At 64.6% G+C, this 26,330-nt stretch carries 30 protein-coding genes; 15 read left to right on the forward strand and 15 right to left on the reverse strand.

Features of this window, described 5'->3' with window-relative positions; genetic code table 11:
- Nucleotides 1-25 precede the first annotated feature (25 nt).
- Nucleotides 26-745: an LPS export ABC transporter periplasmic protein LptC gene (gene lptC / locus H5P29_RS01550; RefSeq protein WP_067954867.1), complete on the reverse strand. Its 720-nt coding sequence runs from the start codon at nt 743-745 to the stop codon at nt 26-28.
- A gap of 267 nt (nt 746-1,012) precedes the next feature.
- On the opposite strand from lptC, the gene sppA reads away from it, so the two are divergent.
- The 4 genes from sppA to H5P29_RS01570 are packed head-to-tail and all read left to right on the forward strand — an operon-like array spanning nt 1,013 to nt 3,696.
- Complete coding sequence (gene sppA / locus H5P29_RS01555; protein WP_067954869.1) at nt 1,013-1,987, forward strand: signal peptide peptidase SppA; 975 nt, start codon at nt 1,013-1,015, stop codon at nt 1,985-1,987.
- A 42-nt stretch (nt 1,988-2,029) separates the two neighbouring features.
- Entirely contained in the window at nt 2,030-2,314 is a 285-nt protein-coding gene (locus tag H5P29_RS01560) for an integration host factor subunit beta (protein ID WP_055981346.1), read from the forward strand.
- 44 nt (nt 2,315-2,358) lie between these two features.
- The gene (locus H5P29_RS01565) at nt 2,359-2,688 is read left to right on the forward strand and encodes a LapA family protein (RefSeq protein WP_067954871.1); all 330 of its coding nucleotides are present in this window, start codon (nt 2,359-2,361) and stop codon (nt 2,686-2,688) included.
- Nucleotides 2,689-2,724: 36 nt separating this feature from the next.
- Nucleotides 2,725-3,696 carry an ornithine cyclodeaminase family protein gene (locus H5P29_RS01570; RefSeq protein WP_154384567.1) on the forward strand — a complete coding sequence of 324 codons (972 nt, stop codon included), beginning with the start codon at nt 2,725-2,727 and terminating at the stop codon, nt 3,694-3,696.
- Here H5P29_RS01570 and H5P29_RS01575 read toward each other — a convergent pair.
- The 3 genes from H5P29_RS01575 to H5P29_RS01585 all read right to left on the reverse strand — a co-directional run bounded on the left by H5P29_RS01575 (nt 3,680) and on the right by H5P29_RS01585 (nt 5,262).
- Complete coding sequence (locus H5P29_RS01575; RefSeq protein ID WP_154384566.1) at nt 3,680-4,123, reverse strand: EVE domain-containing protein; 444 nt, start codon at nt 4,121-4,123, stop codon at nt 3,680-3,682. The genes H5P29_RS01570 and H5P29_RS01575 overlap by 17 nt on opposite strands.
- A 2-nt stretch (nt 4,124-4,125) precedes the next feature.
- Entirely contained in the window at nt 4,126-4,503 is a 378-nt protein-coding gene (locus tag H5P29_RS01580; protein ID WP_154384565.1) for a VOC family protein, read from the reverse strand.
- A gap of 66 nt (nt 4,504-4,569) precedes the next feature.
- The gene (locus H5P29_RS01585; protein WP_154384564.1) at nt 4,570-5,262 is read right to left on the reverse strand and encodes a YafY family protein; all 693 of its coding nucleotides are present in this window, start codon (nt 5,260-5,262) and stop codon (nt 4,570-4,572) included.
- Between the two features lie 142 nt (nt 5,263-5,404).
- Between H5P29_RS01585 and H5P29_RS01590 the strand changes: the two genes are divergently transcribed.
- The 8 genes from H5P29_RS01590 to H5P29_RS01625 all read left to right on the forward strand — a co-directional run bounded on the left by H5P29_RS01590 (nt 5,405) and on the right by H5P29_RS01625 (nt 13,261).
- A complete protein-coding gene (locus tag H5P29_RS01590) occupies nt 5,405-6,514 on the forward strand; it encodes a class I SAM-dependent rRNA methyltransferase (RefSeq protein WP_067954881.1) in 1,110 nt (369 codons plus the stop codon).
- The gene (locus H5P29_RS01595; RefSeq protein WP_067954883.1) at nt 6,511-7,347 is read left to right on the forward strand and encodes an RNA methyltransferase; all 837 of its coding nucleotides are present in this window, start codon (nt 6,511-6,513) and stop codon (nt 7,345-7,347) included. The genes H5P29_RS01590 and H5P29_RS01595 overlap by 4 nt, the downstream gene beginning before the upstream one ends.
- A gap of 113 nt (nt 7,348-7,460) precedes the next feature.
- On the forward strand, nt 7,461-7,952 hold the full coding sequence (gene lspA / locus H5P29_RS01600; protein ID WP_067954885.1) for a signal peptidase II: 492 nt from the start codon (nt 7,461-7,463) through the stop codon (nt 7,950-7,952).
- Nucleotides 7,953-8,348: 396 nt separating this feature from the next.
- On the forward strand, nt 8,349-8,978 hold the full coding sequence (locus H5P29_RS01605; protein WP_169808288.1) for an SH3 domain-containing protein: 630 nt from the start codon (nt 8,349-8,351) through the stop codon (nt 8,976-8,978).
- A 101-nt stretch (nt 8,979-9,079) separates the two neighbouring features.
- The gene (locus tag H5P29_RS01610; protein WP_067954889.1) at nt 9,080-11,371 is read left to right on the forward strand and encodes an ATP-binding protein; all 2,292 of its coding nucleotides are present in this window, start codon (nt 9,080-9,082) and stop codon (nt 11,369-11,371) included.
- Nucleotides 11,372-11,572: 201 nt separating this feature from the next.
- Nucleotides 11,573-12,403, forward strand: a complete 831-nt coding sequence (locus H5P29_RS01615) for a GNAT family N-acetyltransferase (protein ID WP_246787043.1) — start codon at nt 11,573-11,575, stop codon at nt 12,401-12,403.
- 4 nt (nt 12,404-12,407) lie between these two features.
- Nucleotides 12,408-12,761 carry an MmcQ/YjbR family DNA-binding protein gene (locus H5P29_RS01620; RefSeq protein WP_067954892.1) on the forward strand — a complete coding sequence of 118 codons (354 nt, stop codon included), beginning with the start codon at nt 12,408-12,410 and terminating at the stop codon, nt 12,759-12,761.
- Between the two features lie 20 nt (nt 12,762-12,781).
- The gene (locus H5P29_RS01625; RefSeq protein WP_067954894.1) at nt 12,782-13,261 is read left to right on the forward strand and encodes an SRPBCC family protein; all 480 of its coding nucleotides are present in this window, start codon (nt 12,782-12,784) and stop codon (nt 13,259-13,261) included.
- A 26-nt stretch (nt 13,262-13,287) separates the two neighbouring features.
- Here the strand turns inward: H5P29_RS01625 and H5P29_RS01630 are convergent, their stop codons facing one another.
- The 4 genes from H5P29_RS01630 to grpE all read right to left on the reverse strand — a co-directional run bounded on the left by H5P29_RS01630 (nt 13,288) and on the right by grpE (nt 16,469).
- On the reverse strand, nt 13,288-13,635 hold the full coding sequence (locus H5P29_RS01630) for a hypothetical protein (RefSeq protein WP_154384562.1): 348 nt from the start codon (nt 13,633-13,635) through the stop codon (nt 13,288-13,290).
- A 25-nt stretch (nt 13,636-13,660) separates the two neighbouring features.
- The gene (locus H5P29_RS01635; RefSeq protein WP_083948264.1) at nt 13,661-15,013 is read right to left on the reverse strand and encodes an NAD(P)/FAD-dependent oxidoreductase; all 1,353 of its coding nucleotides are present in this window, start codon (nt 15,011-15,013) and stop codon (nt 13,661-13,663) included.
- A gap of 69 nt (nt 15,014-15,082) precedes the next feature.
- Entirely contained in the window at nt 15,083-15,715 is a 633-nt protein-coding gene (locus H5P29_RS01640; protein WP_067954898.1) for a trimeric intracellular cation channel family protein, read from the reverse strand.
- A 121-nt stretch (nt 15,716-15,836) separates the two neighbouring features.
- On the reverse strand, nt 15,837-16,469 hold the full coding sequence (grpE, locus tag H5P29_RS01645) for a nucleotide exchange factor GrpE (RefSeq protein ID WP_067965778.1): 633 nt from the start codon (nt 16,467-16,469) through the stop codon (nt 15,837-15,839).
- Between the two features lie 253 nt (nt 16,470-16,722).
- On the opposite strand from grpE, the gene H5P29_RS01650 reads away from it, so the two are divergent.
- Entirely contained in the window at nt 16,723-16,932 is a 210-nt protein-coding gene (locus H5P29_RS01650; protein WP_154384561.1) for a hypothetical protein, read from the forward strand.
- A 55-nt stretch (nt 16,933-16,987) separates the two neighbouring features.
- Here H5P29_RS01650 and H5P29_RS01655 read toward each other — a convergent pair whose 3' ends face one another.
- From H5P29_RS01655 to cysG, 5 genes are read right to left on the reverse strand one after another with little or no spacing between them, the layout of a single operon-like run.
- Entirely contained in the window at nt 16,988-17,524 is a 537-nt protein-coding gene (locus tag H5P29_RS01655; RefSeq protein WP_154384560.1) for a DUF934 domain-containing protein, read from the reverse strand.
- 12 nt (nt 17,525-17,536) lie between these two features.
- On the reverse strand, nt 17,537-18,295 hold the full coding sequence (locus H5P29_RS01660; protein WP_067954904.1) for a phosphoadenylyl-sulfate reductase: 759 nt from the start codon (nt 18,293-18,295) through the stop codon (nt 17,537-17,539).
- Entirely contained in the window at nt 18,270-19,940 is a 1,671-nt protein-coding gene (locus tag H5P29_RS01665; RefSeq protein ID WP_067954905.1) for a nitrite/sulfite reductase, read from the reverse strand. The genes H5P29_RS01660 and H5P29_RS01665 overlap by 26 nt, the downstream gene beginning before the upstream one ends.
- A 20-nt stretch (nt 19,941-19,960) precedes the next feature.
- Complete coding sequence (locus tag H5P29_RS01670) at nt 19,961-20,266, reverse strand: DUF2849 domain-containing protein (protein WP_067954908.1); 306 nt, start codon at nt 20,264-20,266, stop codon at nt 19,961-19,963.
- Nucleotides 20,263-21,714, reverse strand: a complete 1,452-nt coding sequence (gene cysG / locus H5P29_RS01675; protein ID WP_154384559.1) for a siroheme synthase CysG — start codon at nt 21,712-21,714, stop codon at nt 20,263-20,265. The genes H5P29_RS01670 and cysG overlap by 4 nt, the downstream gene beginning before the upstream one ends.
- A gap of 421 nt (nt 21,715-22,135) precedes the next feature.
- On the opposite strand from cysG, the gene H5P29_RS01680 reads away from it, so the two are divergent.
- Nucleotides 22,136-22,585: a host attachment protein gene (locus H5P29_RS01680; RefSeq protein ID WP_067954909.1), complete on the forward strand. Its 450-nt coding sequence runs from the start codon at nt 22,136-22,138 to the stop codon at nt 22,583-22,585.
- A 191-nt stretch (nt 22,586-22,776) separates the two neighbouring features.
- Complete coding sequence (gene ybaL, locus H5P29_RS01685) at nt 22,777-24,588, forward strand: YbaL family putative K(+) efflux transporter (RefSeq protein ID WP_154384558.1); 1,812 nt, start codon at nt 22,777-22,779, stop codon at nt 24,586-24,588.
- Nucleotides 24,589-24,677: 89 nt separating this feature from the next.
- Here the strand turns inward: ybaL and H5P29_RS01690 are convergent, their stop codons facing one another.
- Nucleotides 24,678-25,532 (reverse strand): hypothetical protein, encoded by an 855-nt coding sequence (locus H5P29_RS01690; protein ID WP_067954914.1) that lies wholly within the window; start codon nt 25,530-25,532, stop codon nt 24,678-24,680.
- A 49-nt stretch (nt 25,533-25,581) separates the two neighbouring features.
- Entirely contained in the window at nt 25,582-26,292 is a 711-nt protein-coding gene (locus tag H5P29_RS01695) for a DUF2865 domain-containing protein (protein WP_154384557.1), read from the reverse strand.
- Nucleotides 26,293-26,330: the final 38 nt, after the last annotated feature.

Below are 26,330 nucleotides of genomic sequence, written 5' to 3' on the forward strand. Positions count from 1 at the left end.
TAACGCGGCCAATGACCGCCAAGACCTAATTTGCCGCACTCCCGCCTCCGCTGCCATTCTGCGCCGCCTTCATTCGCGCGGGATCGATGTCCACGCGTACCTTTTTCTCGAACACGACAACCTTGCCGTTTTCGAGCATGGACATCGAATCGGACGTGATCTTTGAACCGTCAAGGCTTATTTCAACCGGTTCGTCAGACTTCATCGCGCCACTGCCCATGTCGAGATACGCCGATTTGAGCTTGGCGACCATACCGTCGCTGGTCTTTACGATTACTTGCTCGGTCAGATTGAGCGTATTTCCCTCGCGGTCGTAGACCCCGCGCGCCGCATCGACCTGGGCGACGTTCTCGGCTGAGATCGGTAGCTTGGCATCGATGCCGAGCAATTCGACGACGCCCTGGTTGGCCGGATCCTGCACGGCACGGTCGGCGGTCATCGAATAAGGCAGGTTGTCGCGGGTGAAGCCGCTGAGTTGGGGCTTGGCCATCACCAGCTTGCCTTCGGAGAAGGCGGCACCTTCCGCCTTGACCTTCAGCGACGGCGGCGCGGCAAGGTAGGTGTAGCCACCGAACAGTGCCGCCAGCGCGAGCGCCGCCAACGGCAAAGCGCGCTTGAGGAAACGGACGCGGCGCGAATGACGCGCTGCGAGGTCGAAAGCATCGGCGCGCGAAGTCGCAAGCGCAATTGCGGTGTCAGCCGCGACGCCGCCTCCGCCGCCACTCGTCTCGATTGGTCGCGCCAACTGCAATGTCCTTCTTCAAACTGTCCAAGCCGCCCTTCAGGCCGGCACGGTGAAGCGGATGAAAGCCACGAAAATATGACCATAAGGTCAAAGAGTTGCGACCGAACGCACTGCTGCCCCGCGTCCGGCTGCCTGGATGCAAACCCCAATATGGCTATTTAGCTTACAAATCCCAACTCCCGCAACGTCAGCTGCGGCAGGAAAGCTGTGGCTCTCGCCAAAGCGTTGCTTTAAAAGCGCTAGCCTGCACAGCATGCGAGGCACGCCATGTCCATGAAAGCCGACGATCTGATCGACCGACGCCGCTTGCGACGCAAGCTGACCTTTTGGCGGGTCGTAGCGTTTCTCATCGCAGCCTTCGCCGTCGTCGGCATGTCGACATGGCTGGCCGGCGAGCGCATTCCGGGCGTGACCGCCAGCCATATCGCCAAGATCCGCATCGAAGGCACGATCACCGAGGACGAGGACCTGCTGCGCCGCCTCGACGAGGTCCGCAAGTCGGCCTCCGTCAAGGGCGTGATCCTGTCGATCGATTCGCCCGGCGGCACCACCGCCGGCGGCGAGGCGATCTACGACGCCGTGCGCAAGATCGCGGCAGAAAAGCCTGTCGTCGCCCAGGTCGGCACGCTTGCCGCATCCGCCGGCTACATGATCGCCTCGGCATCGGACCATATCGTGGCGCGCAAATCGTCCATCGTCGGCTCGATCGGCGTCCTTGTGCAGTTTCCCGACCTGACCGGGCTGATGGACAAGCTTGGTGTCAAGCTCGAGGAGATCAAGTCGTCGCCGCTGAAGGCGGAGCCCAATCCATTCAACCCGACGACCGACGAAGAGCGCGCCATGATGCGCAACATGATCCTCGACAGCTACGACTGGTTCGTCGGTACCGTCGCTGAACGCCGCTCGATGTCGAAGGCCGAGGCCACCGCCCTTGCCGACGGCTCGGTATGGACCGGACGCCAGGCACTCGCCAACAAGCTTATCGACGAGGTCGGCGGCGAGGACCAGGCGATCGCCTGGCTCGGCACCAAGGGCGTCGACGCCAAGCTCGAGGTCATCGAATGGAAGCCGGCCCGCACCGGCAGCTTCCTCCTGCCAAACTCGATTGCCCAGGCCCTTGGCCACGCACTCGGCATGGGCGACGTCTCGTCGGAATTGCTCAAGGAAATCGGCGCCGACCGCTTGTTCCTTGACGGTATGCTGTCGCTCTGGCAGGCTGAAAAAGCTGTCTCAGGCGGCTGAAAAACAAATAAAATCATCACCATCTCGACGGGGACCGAGCACATGATCAAGTCTGAACTGGTGCAAATCATTGCCACACGCAATCCGCATCTGTTCTTGCGGGATGTCGAGAACATCGTCAGCGCCATTTTCGACGAAATCACCGATGCCCTTGCCGACGGAAACCGCGTCGAGTTGCGCGGATTCGGCGCTTTTTCGGTCAAGAACCGCCCTGCCCGCACCGGCCGCAACCCGCGCACCGGCGAATCCGTCGAGGTCGAGGAAAAGTGGGTGCCTTTCTTCAAGACCGGCAAGGAGCTGCGCGAGCGGCTGAACTCGGCCAAATAGACCGCCAGGCGGCTGCGGCGGCGGGACTTTAAACGGGAAAATACATGTTCAACCGCTTCATGCTCATCGTTGTCTTCGTGCCGGTGGCGATCGTGCTGATCGCGCTTGCCGTGGCCAATCGCGCACCGACTGCGTTCACGCTCGACCCATTCAATCCGGGCAATCCGGCTTTGACCATCCAGGCACCGTTGTTCGTGCTGCTGTTCGTTGCACTGGCGCTCGGGGTGATTCTCGGCGGTGCCGTGACCTGGTTCAAACAGGGCCGCTTTCGCAAGATCGCTCGCCAGCGCGGCCTCGAGGCCGAAAGCCTTCGCCAGGCAGCCGCCCAGCGGCCGCCGGTTGCCCAGGGCCCGGCCCTGCCGCGCCCCAACTGATCCGCTTGGGCGCGACCACCTTTCAGGGAGAACTTCATGCTGCACTTTTCGGCCGATGACATCGACCGCGCCTTGACCTTTCCGGGATTGGTCGAGACTTTGCGCACGGCCTTTCGCGAGGGTGCGGTGCAGCCCGTGCGTCATCACCACACAGTGGAGCGTGCCAAGGGCACCGATTCGACCCTGCTGCTGATGCCGGCCTGGACTGACTTCAAGGCCGCGGGTGCAGGGGCCGACGGGCATATCGGCGTCAAGATCGTCACTGTCTCGCCCGACAACAACGACATCGCCAAGCCGGCGGTCGTCGGGCTCTATTTGCTGCTCGATGGGATCACCGGCGAGCCGCAGGCGCTGATGGACGGCCCGCGCCTGACCCAATGGCGCACCGCCTGCGCTTCGGCACTCGCCGCGTCCTACTTGGCGCGCGAGGACGCCTCGAAGCTGCTGGTCATCGGTGCCGGCGCCCAGTGCAGGTTCCTGGCACGGGCACATGCAGCTGTGCGGCCGATCAAAGAGATCCGCGTCTGGAACCGGACGCCGGCCAACGCCGAAACGCTTGCTGCCTCGCTGCGCGACGAGGGGTTTGAGGCGACTGCCGTCTCCGACCTCGATGCCGAACTCGGCTGGGCCGACATTATCACCGCCGGCACGATCTCGACCACGCCCCTGGTCGAGGGTGCCAGGCTCAAGCCCGGCGCCCATGTCGATCTCGTCGGCGGTTTCACGCCCGGCATGCGTGAGGCCGATGACGACGCGATCGCCAAGGCGCGAGTCTATGTCGACACCCGCGCCGGCGCCACAAAGGAAGCCGGCGACATCGTCCAGCCGATCGCAGCAGGCGTGCTAACGGCCGACGCCATCGTCGCCGACCTGCATGAACTCGCCCGCGACCAGAAGCCCGCCCGCCAGTCGGCGGACGAGATCACCCTGTTCAAGTCGGTCGGTGCCGCTCTGGAAGATCTTGCCGCCGGCATCGCCGTTTACGAGTCGCTCAAGCCGAAGGCCTGAGCTCCACTTCGTCCACCTCCATGGCTTCCGCAATCAGGCGGAAGTCGTGCGCGGACAGCGGACAGAGACCGAAACGCAGCTGGTAACCCCAATTGGGCATGGCGGTGAAGTCGAGTTGGCCGGCAAGCGCCGCTACGGGTACCTCCCGTGCCGCCGCCCAATCAACATCCTTGCGGGAAGGCGCGAAGCCGCCGCCCATGTCGAACCGATAGGCGTCGCCCGCCCGCACCCAACCAATTGCGGTGAAGGATTTCAGCCCGTCCTTACCACCCATGACGTTCGCCGGCGAATAATAGACCACCCCGTCTCCGGCACCGATCCGCCGCAGTGGGCCTACCTTGCCATGGCAGACTTGCATGAAGCCGCTGACCCTGCCGATACGCACATGATCGGCCGAGGCGACGGCCAGCCAATTGCCCGTGCCCATAGCTACACCGCCGCTTCGTCGAGGCAGTAGACACGCAAGCGATGATTGTCAGGGTCGAGCGCGACGAAGGTGCGGCCGAAATCCATGTCGGTTGGCGCCTGCAGAATGTTGAGTCCACGGCCCGCCCAGTCTGAATGGGTCGCGTCAACCGCCCCGGGCGATTCCACGGCAAGCACCAGTTCCGCTCCGCCACCCGCTGCGGACGCCGCCGGCTGAGCGGTGCGGCGCGACCACAAGCCGAGCTTGAAACCGTTGTCGAGCACGAACATGACAAAGGTCGGTGACGTCTCCACCGGCTGGCGGCCGAGCAGCTTGGCATAGAAGGCACCGCTGGCTTCCGGCTTGTCGACATAAAGAATAATGAAGCTGGGGCTGCGCATCGCTGTTCTCCTTGTTGGATGCGGAGAACCCTAGCCGGCACCACTGTCAGATTCTGGCAGTGGCGTTCAAAGCTTCCTTGTGGTGTCGAGCGTCGCCCGCCATTCCTTCAGCATGGCGGCGCGGCGGCGCGGATAGCGAGTGTCGATCGCGGCGAGTTCCGAAATGCGGTCGGCGCGAAAGTGGCGAAAATCCTGGCGCATCTCGCACCACGCCACCATGACGCGGACCTTGTCGAAGAACCCGAGCGCAAAGGGCCAGACGATGCGCCGCGAGCCGGTGCCCGAAGCGTCCTGATAGGTCATCTCTAGCTTGCGCTCGGCGCGGATCGCCTGGCGGATGATGCCGAGATCAGCGCCCTCGCGTGTCGCCTCGGCACTCGGGCCAACCAGAAGGGCCGTGGCGTCAAGCTCCTCGCGCAAATCGTCGGGCAGCACGGCAGCGATCTTGGCGAGCGCATCGGCGGCGGCCGCAGACAGCCTTGTGTCCGGCTGCTTCGCCACCCAGCGCGAGCCGAGCACGATCGCCTCGATCTCCTCGTCGGTGAACATCAGCGGCGGCAGCATGAAGCCGGGCTTCAGCACATACCCCAGCCCCGGTTCGCCCTCGATCGGCGCTCCTTGGCCCTGCAGGGTAGCGATGTCGCGGTAGAGCGTGCGGATCGACACGTCCAGCTCGCCGGCAAGCGTCAAGCCGCTCACCGGCCGGCGGTGGCGGCGCAGGATCTGGATGAGGTCGAGCAGGCGTTCGGAGCGCGACATGATTCTCGGGCGGGTTTGGCAGCACGATAGAGCGGAGACGGCGGCGCCGGAAGGCGGCTGCGAGACGCCCGCGACCGCCCGTCCGGTTGCGGTGTACCGTGGCCTGTGTCAAAAGCGGCCAACCATCCGGAGACGCCGTTCCTTGAAGCATCCGCGCGACAAACGCCGCGACAGCCGCCCGCAGCCGCCCCGCAAGGGCGGTGCCGCTCCCGCACAGACGCGCGACCGCACCGAGCGGCAGCCAGAGCGCAAGCCGGAGCAACGCGCAACCCTGCGCCAGGACCATCAGGCAGAACCAAAGCATCAGGCCGAGCCGAAATCGGAACCGCGCAAGCTTGCCCGCCGCGAAGGCGCACTGCCGGCCGAACGCCTGCCGCTGATCCTCGAGGTTGCGCCGAACGATGACTATGCGCTGCTCGACAGCGGCGACGGCCAGAAGCTCGAACAATACGGCCCCTACCGCATCGTCCGCCCAGAGGGACAGGCGATCTGGCAGCGCGCGCTGCCGGCGAAGGACTGGGACCGCGCCGACGCCGTCTTCACCGGCGACACTGACGAAGAAGGCATTGGCCGCTGGCGCTTTCCGAAGGCGCCGCTCGGCGAAACATGGCCGATGCGTCATGACGGCTTGTCCTACCAGGGCCGTTTCACCTCGTTCCGCCATGTCGGCGTCTTTCCCGAACAGGCGACGCACTGGGACCACATGGCCCGGTTGATCGACGACGCCAAACGCCCGGTCAAGGTGCTCAATTTGTTCGGCTACACCGGCCTTGCCTCGCTGGTCGCGGCGCGTGCCGGCGCCGAAGTGACCCATGTCGACGCCTCGAAGAAGGCCATCGGCTGGGCCCGCGAGAACCAGGAAATGGCAGGCCTTTCCAGCAAGCCGATCCGCTGGATCTGCGAGGATGCGATGAAGTTCGTCGAGCGCGAGGAGCGTCGCGGCAGCCGCTACGACATCATCCTGTTCGATCCGCCGGCCTATGGCCGCGGTCCCAAGGGTGAGGTGTGGCAGCTGTTCGAGAGCCTGCCGGCGATGACCGACATCTGCCGCTCGATCCTGACGCCGAAGCCGCTGGCGGTGGTGCTTACTGCCTATTCGATCCGCGCCTCGTTCTTCGCCATCCATGCCCTGATGCGCGATACCTTCGCCGGCATGGGCGGCACCATCGAATCGGGCGAACTCGTCATCCGCGAGAAGTCGGCAGGACGGGCGCTTTCGACATCGCTGTTCTCACGCTGGGTGGCCAAATGAGCGAACACCGCACCGGAGCCCCTGGCCGCGTCAAGGAAGTGACCAGCCTGGCCAACCCGCTGGTCAAGGACATCAAGGCGCTCTCGCTGAAGAAATTCCGCGACCAGCAGAACGCCTTTTTGGCCGAAGGCCTGAAGCTGGTGATCGACGCGCTCGACCTCGGATGGACGATCAAGACTTTGATCTTCGCCAAGTCGGCGCTCGGCAACCAGGCAGTCGAAAAGATCGCCGCGCGCACCGTGGCGCTGGGCGGCGACGTGCTCGAAGTCTCGGAAAAAGTGCTGACGGCGATCACCCGCCGCGACAATCCGCAGGCGGTTGTCGGCGTGTTCAGCCAGCGTTTCGTGCCGCTCAAGGACATCAGGCCGAAAGGCAACGACGTCTGGGTGGCGCTCGACCGGGTGCGCGATCCCGGCAATCTCGGCACCGTCATCCGCACCGTCGATGCGGTTGGCGCCAAGGGCGTCATCCTGGTCGGCGACACCACCGACCCTTTCTCACTCGAAACCGTGCGGGCGACCATGGGCTCGATCTTCGCCGTGCCTGTTGCCAAGACGCATCCGGATGCCTTCCTCGAATGGCGCAAGAACTTCCCCGGCACCGTCGCCGGCACGCATCTCAAGGGCGCTGTCGATTACCGGTCCGTCGATTTTGGCAACCGCCCGGTGCTGTTGATGATGGGCAACGAGCAGCAGGGCCTTCCCGACAATCTCGCCGACGCCTGCGACAAGCTTTTGCGCATCCCGCAGGCGGGCCGCGCCGATTCGCTCAATCTGGCTGTCGCTACCGGCGTCATGCTGTTCGAAATCCGGCGCGGCGCGCTGAAGCTTTAGTGCATGACCCCAAAAATCAGCTTCGATTTTTGGAAAGGATCATGCACGAAATCAAACTGTTACGGCGTCCCATGCGTGCCCGGGAGGGTACGCGGCGCTGAAGGAGGCCGCTGTTGAAGCCAGTCGCAGTCTACGGGATCGTCGCAGCTCTTGCCGTGGCACTCGACCAATGGATCAAGGTGCTCGTCGAGGCCAATCTTGTCATGCACGACAAGGTCGACCTGCTGCCGTTCCTGGCGCTCTATCGCACCTACAACACCGGCATCGCGTTCTCGATGTTCTCCAATGTCGGCGATACCGGCCTGATCGTGCTGACGACTGTCGTCGTCGCCTTCGTCACCTTCCTCGCCATCAAGACCACGCCAGCGCAGGTGATCTCGCGCTTCGGCTTTGCGCTGATCGTCGGCGGCGCGCTGGGAAACCTCATCGACCGCACCGTCTACGGCCACGTCATCGACTACATATTGTTCCACACGCCGGTGTGGTCTTTTGCCATCTTCAACCTGGCGGATGTGTTCATTTCGGTGGGCGCAGCGCTGGTGGTGCTGGATGAATTCATCGCCTGGCGGCGCAGCCGCAGCGAACCCAAGGCGGCCGACAAATAGGTCGATCAAGTCACAATACAATATGTGACAGAGCCGTGAGGTCATCCGCAGCTTACCCACAGACTTGACTAAGCGGTTAAGATTTTTTTCACTAAGGTCGCAATCGGGTCCAAGGTCTGCCACAATCGCTCATCATGGTGCGTTTGGTGGACGGGCCGAAAGGTACCGACTGAACTGTCTGGCGGCTACGCGGCGTAGATTTGCGGGTCAAAACGACAGGTGGGGGAGCTCGCTATTCCGAGCACTTGGGGCCTGAGTGGAGAGTTGCTAGTGAAAATGCCCTTCGGGTTGGGCGCAGCCAATCAGCCGCGCTCCGCGATGATGTTTATGAAAGCCGAGCCGGCTTCCTGGCGCGAGAACGCGCCGAACCGCGGCTTGGTTTGCGGTGTATTGGCAATGACCGCCCTGATGAGCGTAACCGCCGTCTCCGCCCTCTTCATCGTGCCTCATATGGGCCAGAACTCGGCCGACACCGTGCAGGAAGCCAGGCAGGTCGAGACCGAGCCATCCAAGGAAAAGATCACCACCATCATCGCCGAGCCAACCGGCCGCAAGAGCCGCGTCGCTTCCGCTGCCAGCTCGATCATCGTTTCGGATGCTGCCGCCGAGGAAGCCTCCGACATGCCATTGGCCGCCGACCCGCGATGGGCGCAGGTGGTCAAGGCGGGCGCAACCCAACCGCTCGAAGCCATGCCGGCCATTCCCGGCGCCGAAAAGGTCATCGCCAAGGACCCGACCGAGACGGCGGCACTCGCGCTGACCGACACCAACGCCAAGACCGATCCGGCCGAAACCGCAGCAGTCAAGGCGATCGACGCCGAGGCGAAGCCTGCCGAGGCCCGCGAGGGCGGCAAGGCTGCCGTCATCAAGCGCTCGGTCAACATGCGCGCCAAACCGCAAAAAGGCGGCGCGGTGCTCGGCGTCATTCCGGCCAAGACCTCAGTCGAACTGGTTTCCTGCACCCAATGGTGCGAAATCGTTTTCAACGGCAAGCGCGGCTACGTTTACAAGAGCTACGTCCAGTAATCGCAGTATTTCCCGGCCGTCCTATTGCTAAAAAGCACGACCGCTAAAATTCGATCTATCTGCCAAAATCTTCCCTAAGCTCTCGGTGCTAGGCTTCCGCCATGATGACGGAATCTGGCACGACGGGAGAAAAGACGACGCAAGGCGCGGCCATCGCCGACACCGATGCCCAGTCGCACCGCCGTATCATCACGCCGCCACCGCTTGCCCCCGCTTTGCCGAAGGAGCCGCCGCGCGGCCTCTATTTCGCGATCATCGTCGCGGTGCTGGTGCTGTCGGGCCTCGCGCATCTGACCGGCGCGCCTGTTTTCATCAGCGCCAGCCTGTTTGCCATCGGCCTCGCCGGCATGGTGCTGTTGTCGCGCAGCCTGGGCGAGCGCGCGCGAGCCGCGGAAGAGATCACCGAGAACGCTTCGCGCAACCGGGCCGAGATCGAGACCCTTGCCGACCGGATGTGGGAGTTGCAGGAAAGCGAAGAGCGCTTCCGCGGCCTCATCGACGCGCTTGGCGATCTTGTCGTCCATCGCGACCGCGACGGTCGCATCGTCTATGCCAACAAGGTGTTCGCCGGACTCATCGGCCAGGACCCGCGCGATCTCGCCGGCCGCACGCTTGCCGAACTCGGCGTCGATGTCGGCGTGGTGCCGGACGCCGCCTTCTCAGACGGCGAATGCCTGAGCTCTACCGATGTCGGCATCCGCTCCAACGGCGTCGTGCGCTGGTTCTCGTGGATCGAGCTTTCGGTGCGCGACAAGGCCAGCAACGCAGTGTCGCACCGGGCCATCGCCCGCGACATCACCGCCCGCAAGCGCGCCGAAGCCGCCCTTATCGGCGCCCGCGAGCGCGCCGAATATGCCAGCCAGGCGAAGTCGCGCTTCCTGGCAACCGTAAGCCACGAGATCCGCACGCCGATGAACGGTATCATGGGCATGGCCAAGCTTCTGCACGACACCGAACTGTCGCCCGAGCAGCGCACCTATGTCGGCGCCGTCTCGACCTCGGCCAGCGCGCTTCTGGCGCTGATCGAGGACCTGCTCGACTACTCCAAGATCGAGGCGGGCCGCTTCGATCCCGAGCCCCAGCCGATGTCGCCGCGCGAGATCGCCGACAGTGTCGTCGAGCTTTTGGCGTCGCGCGCATTCGCCAAGGGCATCGGGCTCGGCTGCCATGTCGCGTCCAACGTGCCGCAGATGATCTCGGCCGATCCTGGCCGCGTCCGCCAGGTGCTGCTCAACCTGATCGGTAACGCCATCAAGTTCACCGACGCCGGGGGCGTCCGGCTCAGCGTCAAGCGGACCAGCGACGACCATCCCGGCAAGATCCGCTTCACAGTGAGCGATACCGGCCCCGGCCTGCGTCCCGAGGACGTCGAGCGCATCTTCGAGGAGTTCGAGCAGGCCGACGGCACCTCGACACGCTCGCATGGCGGCGCCGGGCTCGGGCTCGCCATCTCCAGACGGCTGGTCACCGCCATGGGCGGCACGATCACCGTCACCAGCCAACCCGGCGAAGGCTCGCAATTCGCCTTCGAACTGCCGGCTTTTGGCGCAACCGATACGCCCCAGACCAATGCCGATGCGCTGGCCGGCCGATGTGCCGTCATCCTGTCAAGAAACACCACCGAGGCAGAAGCACTGGCCGAAACCATTCGCGCGCATGGCGGCCGCGCCGACATTGCGGTGACGCCCGAACAGGCCGCCGCATTCGCCGAAGGCTGCAACGCGCTGCTGGTCGACGCCGCGCTCGAGGACAATGACGGCCGTCTGCTCAAGCAATTGCGCGAAACCGGCTTCTCCGCCAGCGAGGCGATCACGTTGATCGCGCCGACCGACCGCGGACTGCTCGGCGAACTGCGCGCCAGCGGCTATGCCACCTTCCTGGCCCGGCCGGTTCGCGGCGAGACGCTGCTGCGGATACTTCTGGCGAATCAGGGCGTGGTGCCGGGCAAGCCGCAGCTTGCCAGCCGTCGCGCTGCGGCCAAGCCCGCGAATCATTCGCAGCTTCGCGGCCTGTCGGTGCTGATCGCCGAGGACAACGACATCAATGCCATGCTCGCCCGCGCCGTGCTGGTGAAAGCAGGCCATCGCGTCGACGTCGTCAACAATGGCAAGGCCGCCGTCGAAGCGGTGACGGGCGCCAGCCGCAAGCGGCGCTACGATGTCGTGCTGATGGACATGCATATGCCCGTGATGGACGGATTGGACGCCATTTCGGCCATTCGCAGGCATGAGGAGCAGCATGGCCTGGCTGCCGTGCCGATCATGGTGCTGTCCGCCGACAGCCAGGAAAAAACCCGCCACGCGGTGCTCGCCCATGGCGCCAGCGGCTTCGTCACCAAGCCGCTCGACCCCGATGTCCTGATCAATCTCGTCGAGCAGCGGGCCGCTGCGTGAACTAAATCACGGTGATTTTCCTAGCCGGCTACTCGACGTTGCTTGCCCGCCCAGACTTGCCGCGACAGGTTGATCACGATACTGTCACAATCCTGTAGCACCGACACCGTATCCCCGCGCCAGGAGGGATGGCTCGAAGGAGAATCACCCGTGCATACAGCCTTGCCGGACAGTGACACTCAGAAAGCCAACGGCGCCAAGGTGACAGTGCCTTCCAAACCTTTACTGCCAGGGACGCCGCTCGGACGGATCGGGACGCTTGAGGTTCGCCTCGCCCGGGACGAGGCGGAAATCGCCGCCGCCCAGGAAGTGCGCTACCGCGTGTTCTTCGACGAACTCGGTGCCAGGAAGCAGGCGCTGCACTCGATCGAGCGGCGCGACGCCGACCGGTTCGACGATATTTGCGATCACCTGCTGGTCTTCGATACCTCGATCAATGGCCCCGAGCATCGCCGAATCGTCGGCACCTATCGCCTGCTGCGCCAAGAGCGCGCAACGGCGGCCGGCGGCTTCTACTCCGACGACGAGTTCGAGCTGAACAAGCTCATCGCCCGCCATCCCGGCCAGCGCTTCCTCGAACTCGGCCGTTCCTGCGTGCTGCCCGAATACCGCTCCAAGCGCACCATCGAGGCGCTGTGGCAAGGCATCTGGGCCTATCTGAACCGCTATGACATCGACGTCATGACCGGTTGCGCATCGTTCCACGGCACTGTGCCCGCAGCGCATGCCGAGGCGCTGACCTATCTCGCCCATCACTGCCGCACCAGCGCAGACTGGGACGTGCGGGCAGTTGCCGGACGCTATTGCGCCATGGACCTGATGCCGATCGAAGCAGTCAACGCCAAGTCGGCGATCGCTGCGATGCCGCCGCTGATCAAGGGTTATCTGCGCGTTGGCGCCAAGATCGGCGACGGCTGCGTCATCGACCACGACTTCGGCACGACCGACGTCTTCATCGTCATGCCGGTCAAGGAAATCGGCGCCCGCTACATCAACTATTACGGCGGCGAAACCCAGCGCTTCGCCGCCTAGTGCCATGACCGACGACCTCCGGCCTGCCTTCGACAAGCTGCTAGCTGCGGCCGAAGGACTGGCTGAGGTGGTCGAAGGCACCTCCTACGGCACGCCGTCGCTTCACGTCCGCAAGAAATTCCTCTGCCGCGTCAAGGATGCCGACACGGTGGCGGTGGTGTGCGCGCTCGAGGAAAAGGAGATGCTGATGGAGGCCGATCCGCATCTCTATTTCGAGACCGCCCACTACAAGGGCTGGCCGGTGTTCCTGGTGCGCATCCACGACATTCCAGCCGATCAGCTGAGGACAAAGCTCGAACACGCCTGGTTGAGGCAGGCACCGAAGAGCCTGCTCAAGGCGCGGCAAGCAGCCGGCTGACGAACAGGGACGAGGCGCAGATGGCAGGCGCTGGTGAGCACGGACGGACGGACACGGGATCGCGCCTCATCAAGGCTACGCCCGACATCATCTACCGGGCGCTGATCGAGCCGCAAGCCGTGGCGAGCTGGCGTCCGCCACAGGGCATGCGCGGCGAAGTCCTGGCCTTCGACGCGCGCGAGGGCGGCACCTTTCGTATGGCCTTCATCTATGAAGACGAGCATGGGCACGGCAAGACCACCGACAATGCCGATGTCTTCGAGGGCCGGTTTGCCGAACTGATTCCTGGCCGCCGCGTCATCGAGCTCGTCGAATTCGAATCGGACGACCCGTCCTTTGCCGGGACCATGCGGATCGTGACGACACTGGAACCGGTCGAAGGCGGCACACGGGTCACCGTCAGCTGCGAAAACGTGCCCCCGGGCATCAGCGAGGACGACCATCGCGAGGGCATCGCCTCGTCGCTTGAAAACCTCGCGGCCTTCGTCGAAGCCCGCTAAGGGTGCCAGTCGCGCGAGGCATCTGATCAGCCGCAGGTATCGGAAGCGAGATCGTTGACCCGCTGCTCCCTGACGGCGTCGGCGATGTTGGCCATCAGCGCCAGGCAGACCAGCATGCAGGTCCCGGCGACCAGCAGCCGCAACGGTTTTCTGAAATGCCTGCCGTTGAGGACCGCGCCCGCGCCATAGATCGCCAATCCGAGAGTGCTGAAGAGCAGCACCGGGCCAGGGCCGTCGCAGTCGATGCCCGCGCCGCCCCAAGCCGTATACTCGTTCGCTGGCATCAGCCCGAACAAGGCGATGGGCAGTGCGACGACAAGGCCCACATGGCCAAGGATAGCTATGAGGCGGTGCGGCTGGTTCTGCCCGGTCATGCCAGCGGCGCCCCGGCGAAGGCGGTCATTGAGGCGTGGGCGGCGCATGCATGGCGTCCGCCGCAGGGGGCCGGCGCAACGCGTCGGCGGTTGCCAGCTCGTCGACGGCGGCAACGCCGCTCGCGTCGATCTGCGCCTCGCCTTGGGTGATCAGACGGGCGCCGCGCTGGTTGCGGGCGTGAATCCACAACCAGTTGATGGCGACGCTCAGCCGCGCCCGCGAGCCGATGAGGAAGTAGATATGGGCGATGCCCCACAACCACCACGCCAGCGCCCCTTTCAGCTTGATCCATCCGAAATCGATGACCGCGCGTCGCTTGCCGATCTGCGCCAGGCTACCCTGGTGGCGGTAGCGGAACGGCCGCGGCCCGGCGTCGCCGCGCAGCCGAGCCTTGATGCTGGAGGCGACGTGCTGGCCCTGCTGCTTGGCGGCGGGAGCGATGCCGGGCGCCGGCCTCCCGTCCGGCCCGTTCACCGTCACCGTGTCGCCGACGGCGAAGATCTCGGCGTGGCCGGGCACCGTCAGGTCGGGCATGACCTGGAGACGGCCGGCCCTGTCGGCCGGGGCACCGAGCCATTCGGCGGCGGGCGATGCGCGAACACCGGCGGCCCAGATGATGGTCTTCGTCGCCAGCCTGGTGTCGCCATAGGTGACGCTGTCGGCGTTGCAGTCGGAGACGGCGCGACCGAGTTCGACCTCGATGCCGAGCTTGCGCAGCGAGCGCAACGCATATTCGGAAAGGTCGTCGGGGAACCCGCCAAGGACGCGCGGACCGGCCTCGATCAGCACCACCCGCGCCTTGCCGGTGTCGATGTTGCGGAAATCGCGCGGCAGCGTGTCCCGCGCCAGTTCGGCGATCGTTCCGGCCATTTCCACCCCGGTGGGGCCGGCACCGACGATGACGAAGGTCAGCAGTGCCGCCTGCTTTTCCGTATCTGTCTCCCGTTCGGCGCGTTCGAACGCTACCAGGATGCGGCGGCGGATGGTAGTTGCGTCCTCGAGCGTCTTCAGGCCGAGCGCAAAGGGCTCCCACTCGTCGTGACCGAAATATGCGTGCCGCGCCCCGGTCGCCAGCACCAGGCTGTCATAGGGTACCGTCTCGCCACCTTCGAGCAGAACGTGGCGCCGTTCGGCATCAACGCCGGTGACGCTGGCCAGGATTGTTGTCACGTCCGGCCTGTTCCAGACCAGCGAACGGATCGGCCAGGCGATCTCTGAGGTGGCCAGCGAAGCCGTCGCTACCTGGTAGAGCAGAGGCTGGAACAGGTGATGGTTGCGCCGGTCGATGAAGGTGACGCTGACTGCTGCGCCTGCCAGCCCCTTGACGACCTCAAGCCCGCCGAAGCCGGCGCCCACGACCACCACGCGATGCTGCATCCGACCTGTCCTCTGCTTCGTCGGCACATAGTAGAACCGGCGCCGCGGACAGGTATAGAGCCAGCTTTCTCAGGGAATATCTTCGGGGCGGCGGCCGGGACGGCTGCGATAGGCAGGAAAGGTCCAGCCGAACCTCAGCGCACCGCCACGCACCATGAAGGCCGCGACGAAGGCAACGACGGTCGACAACTCAGTCGGCAATTCCGCCAGTTCGGCAAGCGTGTAGATGGCGGCGCCCGTCATCGCCGCGGAAACATAGATCTCGGGCTTCAGCAGCACCGACGGCTCGCCTGCAAGCAGATCACGCAGGATGCCGCCGAAAGTGGCTGTCAGCATGCCCATGATGATGGCGACGGTCGGCGACCCCGTGGCCTCCAGCCCCTTGGCCGCGCCGATGGCGGCATAGGCGGCCATGCCGAGCGCATCGAGCCAGAGCAGCAGCTTGTAGCGGGATTCGACAAGATGGGCGGTGAAGAAGACCAGCACCGCGACCGAAGCACAGACCAGCACATAGGCCGGATTGATCACCCAGAAAATCGGCAGGCCGAGGATGACGTCGCGAACGGTGCCGCCGCCGATGCCGGTAAAGCTCGCCAGGAACAGGAAGCCGATGACGTCGAGCTCCTTGCGCGAGGCGGCAAGCGCACCTGTGGCGGCAAACACCGCCACGCCGGCATAGTCGAGGTAGAGCAGAGGGTTCATGGAAGGAGCGAATAGGGAGTGGTGAATCGCGCGTAGGGAAAGAACATTGCAGCCCCCCTGTCTTTGGGGTCACTGTAGCGATGAATTCCCTGTTCGCTACTCCCTATTCGCTATTCGCTTTTCAGGCGTCTTTCTCGGCCTGCTCGTTGACCGGGCCAGGTTCGGCCGGGGCATCGGCGACATGCTTGGGGCCGCCCTTGGCAACGCCGACCATGGCCGGGCGCAGCACGCGGTCGCCGATGGTGTAGCCGGACTGGGCGACATGCACGACCGTGTTGGCGGCGACGTCGGGGTTCGGCACTTCGAACATCGCCTGGTGAAAGTTCGGATCGAACTTCTCACCCAGAGGGTCGAGCTTGCGCACGCCGTGACGCTCCAGCGCCGACAGCATCGACCGCTCGGTCACCTCGACGCCCTCGATCAGGCTGGCCAGTCCAGCACCGCCAGCTGTCTTGGCATCGTCCGTGACGGCCTCGATCGCCCGGCGCAGGTTGTCCGAGACCGACAGCATGTCGCGGGCGAAATTCGCGACCGAATAGGCGCGGGCATCCTGCACGTCGCGCGCGGTACGGCGGCGCAGGTTTTCCATCTCGGCCGCGGCGCGCAGGGCGCGGTCCTTCAGCTCCTCGTTTTCCTTGAGCAGCCTTACGAGGGCTTCATAATCACCTTCGACGCTGCCTTCGATCTTGTCGGCCTGGGCCTCGGCAGTCGCGGCTTCGTCGAGCACGCGTTCGTCTTTTGCCTGATCGCTCATCGCCATTTCCCGTTGTTTGGACACGTTCTAAGTTGCGCCCGATATCGAGGTTTGGGTGCCAAAAATCAAGGGGCAAGGGCCGCCGGGACCGGATGCCGCGCCTTTCGGCGCCTCATCGCCGGTGCGGCCGGCACCAGCCATTCAATGTTAATTCAAGTTTTACCATCCGGGCCGACCATGTCTGCGGCGGGCAAGCAATGTGGGAACCATTTGCATCTGGCGGGAGTTTTGCCAGCGAAAACAGGTCTCGATCATGTCCAGCGCACGCATCAGCAAGACAGCAGCCAAGGTGGCGACGAACATCAGGCGAGAGCTGGCCTCCGAAAGCAATCTGCGCGTGCTGGAAGCGCTGCCGGCGTTCCAGGCCGACGAACATCTGCCCAAGAAACTGCGCCGCCTGCTCGACAGGCTGGATGCCGCCGAGCACGACAAGCCGCTTCGCAAGATGCTCCGCAGAAGCTAGCGCGCTGCGCGCTTCAGTCCAGGGTTCCAGCCATTTTCCCGTCGCTCTGCGGCGCTCAGGTCGCGCTGCGGCGCCAGGAATACTTCGCGCCTCCCCCAGGCGTTGCCGCCGGCTTGGCGGTCGGCTGGTAGTAGAGCGGCAAGCCGCCGACCTGGCCGGCCTCGAGCCGTTTCAACAGCACTGGGTGCGACACCTCGAATTCGTTGAAGCCGACGCGCAACATGTGCGGCAACTGATCGATCAGCACCTGGCCGGTGGCGCGCACCACACCTTCGAAGTCGTGGCGGCTGCGCAGCAATTCGGCCTTGGAGAAGGACCGGCCGTCGTTGAAGGCCGGAAAGGCAAGCGCCACCAGCGACAAGTGGGCGAGATGGTCGATGATCTCCTCGAGCTGGTCGCCGGGCTGCAGCAACACGCCGAGACGTTCCTTTGCGGCTTCGCGCTGTTCGGCCGAAAGCTCGAGAAAGGCCTGAAGCGGCAGGATCACCCGGCTGTTGCCGGAAAGCGCGCTCGCATCCTCGGCATGGGTCCAGCCATCGTCCCTGAAGCCTTCTGGTGTCCAGAGGCGCGGCGCCGGTGTCGCTTCGGTCATGAAAAAGAATTCCTAAAGTGATGCGTCGGTCAGCGACTGTTCGAGACCCGAAAGATGGATGCCGCACTCGGTCTTGGCCTGTCCGGCCCAGCGTCCACTGCGCGCGTCCTCGCCCGGTTTGACGATCTGCGTGCAGGGAAAGCAGCCGATCGAAAGGTAACCATAGGCGACCAGCGGGTTCTCGCGCAACGCGTGCTTGCGCATGTAGTCGGCGAGGTCGGAGGTGGTCCAGCGCGCCAGCGGATTGATGCGGAAGCGGGGGCCGACCTGCTCGAACACCGGCAGGGCCGCGCGTGTGGCGGCCTGGAAACGCTTGCGGCCGGTGAACCAGGCCCGGAACGGCTCGACGCCACGCGCCATCGGCTCGACCTTGCGCACGTCGCAGCAGGCGTCGGTGCTCGTCTGGTGCAGATTGCCGGTCGGATCGATGCGGGCAAGTGCTGCCTCGTCGGGCGTGACGATGCGAATGTCGGTCAGGCCAAAATCGGCGGCCAGTGCATCGCGATAGTCGAGCGTCTCGCCGAAGTGCTTGCCGGTGTCGAGAAAGATCACCGGCAGCTTGCGGTCGACCTCTGAAATCATGTGCAGCAGCACGGCTGAATCCGCCCCGAAGGACGAGACGGCCGCAATCTCGCCGACAAAGCGCTCGGTGGCAGTGCGCGCGATGACTTCGACGGGTGACAGATGCCCGTAGAGCGCGTCGAGCGCCACAGCCTCGGCCAGAACCTGAGCTTCGGTCCCGGCGTCAGGCTGCCTTGGCTTCGCTAGCATAAAGCGCCTCCTTGAACGGCGCTGGGCCGACACGGCGATAGGCGTCGAGGAACTTTTCCGAACGGTCGAGGCGGATGCCGAGATAGGTCTCGACGATCGTCTCGATGGCGTCGGTGATCTCTTCCGGGCCGAAGCCGCGGCCGATGATCTCGCCGACCGAGGTGTGCTCGTCGGCCGAGCCGCCGAGCGTCACCTGGTAGAGTTCCGCGCCCTTCTTCTCGACGCCGAGGATACCGATATGGCCGACATGGTGGTGGCCGCAGGCATTGATGCAGCCGGAGATCTTGAGCTTCAGCTCGCCGATGTCGCGCTGGCGTTCCAGCGAGGCAAAACGCCTGGAGATTTCCTGAGCCACCGGGATCGATCGGGCGTTGGCCAGGGCGCAATAGTCGAGGCCCGGGCAAGCGATGATGTCGCTGATCAGGTTGGAGTTCGACGTCGCGAGCTCGATCGCCACCAGCGCGTCATAGACCGCCTTGAGGTCGGCGCGAGCGACGTGCGGCAGGATCAGGTTCTGCTCGTGGCTGACGCGGATCTCGTCGAAGCCGTATTTCTCGGCGATGTCGGCGACAGCCTCCATCTGGCTGTCGGTGGCGTCGCCCGGCACTTCGCCGATGCCCTTGAGCGAGATCGTCACCGCGGCGTAGTCGGGATTGCGGTGGGTGAAGACGTTCTGGTCGACCCAGTCGCCAAAACTCCTGGAATCGAGCCGAGCCAGCTTGACGGCCTCGTCGCCTCCCGGCCGAGCCGTCAGCGCCGGCGGCGCAAAATAGGACTGGATCGCGGCGACATCGGCCTCGGGCAGCCTGAGTTCGCCGTCCTTCAGTGCCTGCCACTCATGCTCGACCTGGCGAACGATCTCGTCGACGCCGGTCTCATGGACCAGGATCTTGATGCGCGCCTTGTACTTGTTGTCGCGGCGGCCGTGCAAATTGTACACGCGCAGGATCGCGGTGGTGTAGGACAACAGGTGCTCTTCCGGCAGGAAGTCGCGGATTTTCTTGGCGACCATCGGCGTGCGGCCCTGGCCACCGCCGATATAGACGGCAAAACCAAGCTCGCCCTTGTCGTTCTTCTTCAGATGCAGGCCGATGTCGTGGGTCTGGATGGCGGCGCGGTCGCGCTCGGCACCCGTCACCGCGATCTTGAACTTGCGCGGCAGATACGAGAACTCCGGATGCACCGACGACCACTGCCGCAGGATCTCGGCATAGGGACGCGGGTCGGCAGCCTCGTCGGCGGCAGCACCAGCGAAGTGATCGGCCGTGACATTGCGGATGCAATTGCCCGAGGTCTGGATGGCGTGCATCTCGACCGAAGCGAGGTCGGCGAGGATCGCAGGAATATCCGACAGTGCGGGCCAGTTGAACTGGATGTTCTGGCGCGTGGTGAAGTGGCCGTAGCCCTTGTCGTATTTGCGGGCGATGTGGCCGAGCATGCGCATCTGCTTTGAGCTCAGCGTGCCGTAAGGTACGGCGATGCGCAGCATGTAGGCGTGCAGCTGGAGATAGACGCCGTTCATCAGGCGCAGCGGCCGGAACTGATCCTCGGTGATCTCGCCGGCAAGGCGACGCTCGACCTGGTCGCTGAAATCGGCGACGCGGGCCTTCACGAAATCATGGTCGAACTCGTCGTAACGGTACATGGTCGTCTTCCGGTCTGTGTTCAGGCGGCGCCGGCGGCGGGCCGGGCTTGCTTGCCAAGGTCGAGGCGATTGCTGGGACCAGCGGCGCGGATGACCTCGCGCAGCCTGAGCGGCTGGATCGCACCGTTGACGACGCTGACGTCGATGAGGTTGACGTCAACGACTTCGTTGTTGTCGTAGGCGGCCTTGCCGATCGCCTCCAGGCGAGCTTCGCCGGCCTTGTCGCCGACGGTCTCGGCGACATCGATTGTCTCTGCCCAGGTACCGTCGGCCGCGAACCACACAGCCTCGCCGTCGGTCAGCCTGTTGGCGGTAAGGATTTTCATGCCCTGCTTCCTTCGAGCGCCGCGCGGGCGGCCTGTTCGTGCCTATGTGCCGCGAGCGGCTCGGAAAGTTCAAAGTTGGCGCCGGCGACCGCATCGCCGATGATCGTCATGACCGGGCCGTCGAGATCGCTGCGCGTTTCGAGCGACGGCAGGTCGGCGAGCGTGCCGTGAAAGCGGCGGCGGTTCTTCAGGCTGGCGTTCTCGACGACGGCCACCGCCGTATCGGGCGACAGCCCGGCGTCGATCAGGCGGCCGGCGACGTCGGCGGCGACCGAGCGGCCCATATAGACGGCGACCGTCGCGCCTGAGATGGCGAGTTTGGCCCAGTCGGGCAGCGAACCGCCCTTGAGGTCGTGGCCTGTCGTGAACACCATCGAGGAGGTGACGCCGCGCAGCGTCAGCGGCAACTCGAAGTCGGCGGCGGCGGCGAAGGCCGAGGTAACGCCCGGCACGACCTCGTAAGACACGCCGGCATCGCGCATCGCCTGCATTTCCTCGCCGGCGCGGCCGAACACCAGCGGGTCGCCCGACTTGAGGCGGACGACGCGCTTGCCGGCCTGCGCCAGCTCGACCAGCAGGTCATTGATCTCGGATTGGGTCTTGGAGTGGCAGCCCTTGCGCTTGCCGACCGGCAGGCGCTCGGCATCGCGACGGCCCATCGAGATCACCGCCTCGGGAACCAGCGCGTCATGGACAATGACGTCGGCTTCCATCAAAAGGCGATGGGCGCGTAGCGTCAGAAGATCCTCGGCGCCAGGACCGGCGCCGACGAGCGCAACGTGACCCTTGATCGCGCCTTTCTGCAGCAAAAGCTCGGTCGCCGCGTCATGCGCCTCGGCAAGCTGGCCGTTGTCGAGCGCACGCGCCGGCGCGCCTTCGAAGAATTCGCGCCAGAAGCCGCGGCGGACATTGCCCTTGGGCAGCAGGCGCTCGACGGCGTCGCGGAAGCCGGCGCCAAGCGTCGCCAGTGCGCCGAGTTGCGGCGACAGCATGCGGTCGACGCGGGCGCGGATCATCTGGGCCAGGACAGGCCCTGCCCCTTCGGTGCCGATAGCAACGGCGACCGGCGCACGATTGACCAGAGCGGGGGTAAAGAAATCGCAGAGCTCGGGACGGTCGACGGCGTTGACCGGAATGCCCAGTTCACGCGCATCGACAGAGATGCGACGGTCGAGCGCCTCGTCGCCGGTCGCAGCGAACACCATCACGGCGCGCTCGATCAGCGAGGCGTCATAGGGCGCATGGATGCGGGTCGCGCCGTTGGCGGCGATCCAGTCGCGCAGATGCGGCTCGACATGGTCGGCGATGATGCGGATTTCGGCGCTCGACTGGGTAAGCAAACGGGCCTTAGCCAGCGCCTCGTCGCCACCGCCGACGATGACCACGGCTTCGCCTTCGACCTTGAGGAAGATCGGGAATGCGTTGAGCTTGGCGGCAGCTGGGGTCATGACGCAGGGTTCCGGAATGTCTGCCATTTTTAGCCGCCCTTGCTGCGCTGCAGAAGAAATGCACTCGCGCGCGCCGAGAAGGGAGGCAATCGCTTTTGCCCGCCCTGATGCCTCAAGAGAAAATTATTCCAACTGCTGGTCGACGCACATGTTTCCGAGCTACGCCTGCGACAATGCCCGCAAATGTCAGGCTGACCGCCCGCAGCCCTTGAAATCGCCGGAGTTACAAGGGTTGGCGATGCCCCACTTGTGCCGAGACGCGGTACCGAACCGAAAAGCCGCCCGGATGCGTTTTTCCTAATTTCTACTAAGTTAGTAGAATTAAGCGTGACGGCGCTCAATCCTCGATTTGCCACTTGTCCGGAACATCCATCAACCGTCGACGTTCCGCAAAAGGGGCTGACAGCAGAAGGAGCACGACATGACCCACCTCAAACTGAAGCACGGCATCTGGGTGCTGGTAGCGGATGGCGAAAAGGCGCTGTTCCTGAAGAACCGGGGCGACACCAAATACCCCAACCTCGAGGTCGTGCGCGAGATGGAGCAGGACAACCCGCCGACGCGCGAACAGGGCAGCGATCGTCCCGGCCGCTCCAGCGACGGGCCCTCGATCCACCGCAGCGCAGTCGACGACACCGACTGGCACCGTATCGCCAAGGAGCGCTTCGCCGACGAGATCGCTGCCCGGCTGTACACATTTGCCCATGCCGGCGATTTCCGCGAGATCATCTTGGTGGCACCGCCGCTGGTGCTCGGCGAGTTGCGCAAGAAGCTGCACAAGGAGGTCGACGTGCGCGTTGCGGCGGAGATCGCCAAGACGCTGACCAATCACAGCGTCAGCGACATCGAGACCATCCTGATGGCGGCCTGATCCCCGCTGTCGTTCAGAACTCCAGTCCTTGCGTGCCGGCAGCGATTGCCGGCACTTTTCTTGATATCGGCCAAGTTTCTTGGCCGCTTAGGGTTGCGCATGCGCGCCTGCGTCCACCATATTGGAAATGCAGCGGATTTCGCCGCTGCATCCCAAAACAATGCTCATTTTCGAAAGGTGCCGCCGGGACAATGCCGCATGACACGCCCCTCATCGCAACCATCGTCGCCGGTCTGGGGCTGGCATTCATCTTCGGCGCGCTCGCCAATCGCTTCAAGGTTCCGCCGCTCGTCGGCTATCTGATCGCCGGCGTGCTGGTCGGGCCGAACACGCCCGGCTTCGTCGCCGACCAGGAGCTGGCGCTTGAGCTCGCCGAGATCGGCGTCATCCTGCTGATGTTCGGCGTTGGCCTGCATTTCTCGCTCAAGGACCTGCTCTCCGTCCGCGCCATTGCGGTGCCCGGCGCAATCGTCCAGATTGCCTTTGCCACGGCGCTTGGCGCAGGCCTTGCCTGGATGCTCGGCTGGTCGCTTGGCGCCGGCCTCGTCTTCGGCCTGGCGCTTTCGGTCGCCTCTACCGTCGTGCTTTTGCGCGCGCTGCAGGAGCGGCGGATGATCGAGACCGAACGCGGTCGCATCGCCGTCGGCTGGCTGATCGTCGAAGATCTCGCGATGGTGCTGGCGCTGGTGCTGCTGCCCGCGCTTGCCGGCGTACTCGGCGGCGAAGCTCAGACGACCGAGACTCCCAACATCCTTGCCCTGCGCTTCGATTTCGGCGTCTGGGGCGTCATCGGCCTGACGTTGGCCAAGGTCGCGGCCTTCGTCGTGGTCATGATGGTCGTCGGCCGCCGGGTCATCCCGTGGGTTCTGCACTACGTCGCCCACACCGGCTCGCGCGAACTGTTCCGCCTGTCGGTGCTGGCGATCGCGCTCGGCGTCGCCTTCGGTGCCGCCAAGCTGTTCGGCGTCTCGCTGGCGCTGGGCGCCTTCTTCGCCGGCATGATCATGAGCGAATCCGAGCTCAGCCATCAGGCGGCGGAGGAAACGCTGCCGCTGCGCGACGCGTTTTCGGTACTGTTCTTCGTTTCGGTCGGCATGCTGTTCGACCCGACCAGCCTGCTCAGCAACACCTGGCCGATCCTTGCCACGCTGTTCATCATCATCATCGGCAAGTCGGTCGCCGCCTTCCTGATCGTGATTGCCTTCGGCTATCCGGTGGCGACAGCGCTGATCATCTCGGCCAGCCTCGCGCAGATCGGCGAGTTCTCGTTCATTTTGGCCGAGCTCGGCGTGGGGTTAGGCCTATTGCCCGAAAAAGGCCGTGACCTGATCCTTGCGGGCGCCATCCTGTCGATCGTACTCAACCCGGTGGTCTTTGCCGGCGTCGCGCGGTTGAAGCCGTGGCTGGAAAAGCGCTCGGGCAAGGTGCCGGAAACAGTCGAAGCCGTGCCGATCGGCCCGGCCACCGAGCCCGGCGAAGTCGCCACCACCACGCCAGTGGCATCGGCCAAGGTCGACGACGACACGCCGCCGCCGACAAAACTCACCGACCACACCATCCTGATCGGCTACGGCCGCGTCGGCTCGCTGGTCGGCCAGTCGCTCAAGGACGCCGGCCTGCCCTTCCTGGTCATCGAGGACTCGGACAAGACCATCGCCAAGCTGATGGCAGACGGCGTAGAGACTGTCGCCGGCAACGCGGTCAAGGGCGAGGTGTTCGGCGCGGCCAATGCCGCCGGCGCCAGGCGTCTGATCCTAGCCATCCCCAATGCCTTCGAGGCCGGCCAGATCGTGCTTAAGGCCAAGGCCGCCAACCCCGGCATGCTGATCATCGCTCGTGCCCATTCCGACGCCGAGGTCGAGCACCTGACCGGGCTCGGCGCCGACAAGGTGATCATGGGCGAGCGCGAGATCGCCCGCGGCATCGTCGAACAGGTACTGGAAGGTTCGGGCAAACCGCCGGCCAACGATCCAGAACCCGACGCCCCGCCGGCGGCGGCCTGAGCCGGCCGAAGCAAAGCCCTCCAAAGCAAAAAAGGCCGCAATCAGCGCGGCCTTTTTCATTGGCGCGCGGGCAAAGCCCGCAGCCTTCCTCAGAGGAAGGGGAACGGCATGACGAAGTTGGGCTGATAGGTGTCCATCGTCGCGCCATTGCGATCTTCGTCGATCAGCGTGCTGCTGCCGAAGCTGGCGCGCAGGCCGACCATCACCTTGTGCGAATCGAAGCTTGCCTCGCCGAAACCTTGCGAGATCGAGATGTTCTCGTACTGGTAGCGGCCGAACACCGACCAGGGCGTGCCGTCAAAGCGGTAGGTCGCCTGCAATGCTGCGGCGATGGTGTCGAAATCGGCCTCCAGGCCACCCTGGCTCAGGTTGGCGCGATGGAAGCCGAGCTCGCCGTCGAAACGCAGATTGTCCTGGGCGAAATAGCGCACGACGCCGCGAATGCCCATGAGATCGACGTCAAAAGGCAGGAAGTCGGATTCGAGGGCACCGTAATAGGCCTGCGCATAAAGCGTCACGTTGCCGAAATAGGCCTGGGCCTCGGGGCCCACCTTCCAGCTCCAGAGGTCCTCATCCGAGCCGCCTGAAAATCCGTAGGTGCTGGCCTGGACGAAGCCGCCGAAAGCGTAGGAAGCCGGGTCGCGCCAGAAGATGTGCGCCGCACCACCAACGCCGTGCAGGCTGTTGCCGTCCTGGCCGACGGCATCGACGGTGAAGTCGCCCTGGGCGTTCCAGCGCTCGGCAAACGGCACGTTGATGCGCGCCGCGCCACCGGCTGCCCACAGGGTCTCGTCGGAGAATTCGCTGATCCACAGCCCGCCGCCATAGATCTGGCCGTAGCCGGAGACTTGGCGAACGGTTTCCTCGACCGGTTGCGTCGGATCGGCGGCGAAAGCCGGCGTCGTGAGCACGACAAGCCCGGCGGCAGCGAGCAGTTTCTTCATGGATGGCCCCTCGTCAAAAAAATGCGATGCAACATCTCATATCGCTAATTTACGCAAGGGAAAGATAACAGAACCCGACCAAGCACAACCCTGGCTGGTTTTCCGGCAACAGTGATACATTGCAGCAACAGGCGGTCACACCGGCGCGCCCTTGCCCGCTCCAAGCTTCCCCCTTGCGGACATCCGGGGCAGACATCTTGGCGACGCCAAGCGCGCAGAGATGACGACTCAGCGCGAAAAAGACTGAAGCGAACCGGTCAGCAGGAACGGCGCCCCGACGATGCGGACCTTGCGCGTCGTCGCCGGCGCATCGGGTACGAAAATCGGTGACGGTACCGTCGAGAAACAGTTCGGACTTGGCTTGCGGCAGCGGGATCACCGTCCGCGCCCGCATCTCGTCGGCGCGGCGATAATAGCGTGGCAGGTCGCAGCCGTGGAAATCGGCCATTTCGCGATAAGCGAAAGCAGGTGGCAGGTCCCTGTAGGACTGGCGCGTCCTCACCGAAACCATCTCCTCGGTTTCACGCCCGATGTCGTCAAGCTCATAGACGTCCATTGCCTTGTCGTTGCAGATGTACCGGCAACGATCGAGCGTGTTGTCGTAATGGCCGGCATTGACGAACTGGGCGTTGGGCGCCGGAAGAATAGTACCCGTCCTTGAGCCGCACGCAGCAGAGCATCGCCAGCCCGGCATATGACAGGGGCCTGTCCGACTTGCCCGGTCTGCGCGCACCATCTGGCTGCAGCCCAATGCCGACATACGCGCCCTGATCGCAGCGCCGTTGCCTCGGCGCGGTG

It is taken from the genome of Aminobacter sp. MDW-2, assembly GCF_014250155.1.
GTDB classification, from domain to species: Bacteria; Pseudomonadota; Alphaproteobacteria; order Rhizobiales; family Rhizobiaceae; genus Aminobacter; species Aminobacter ciceronei.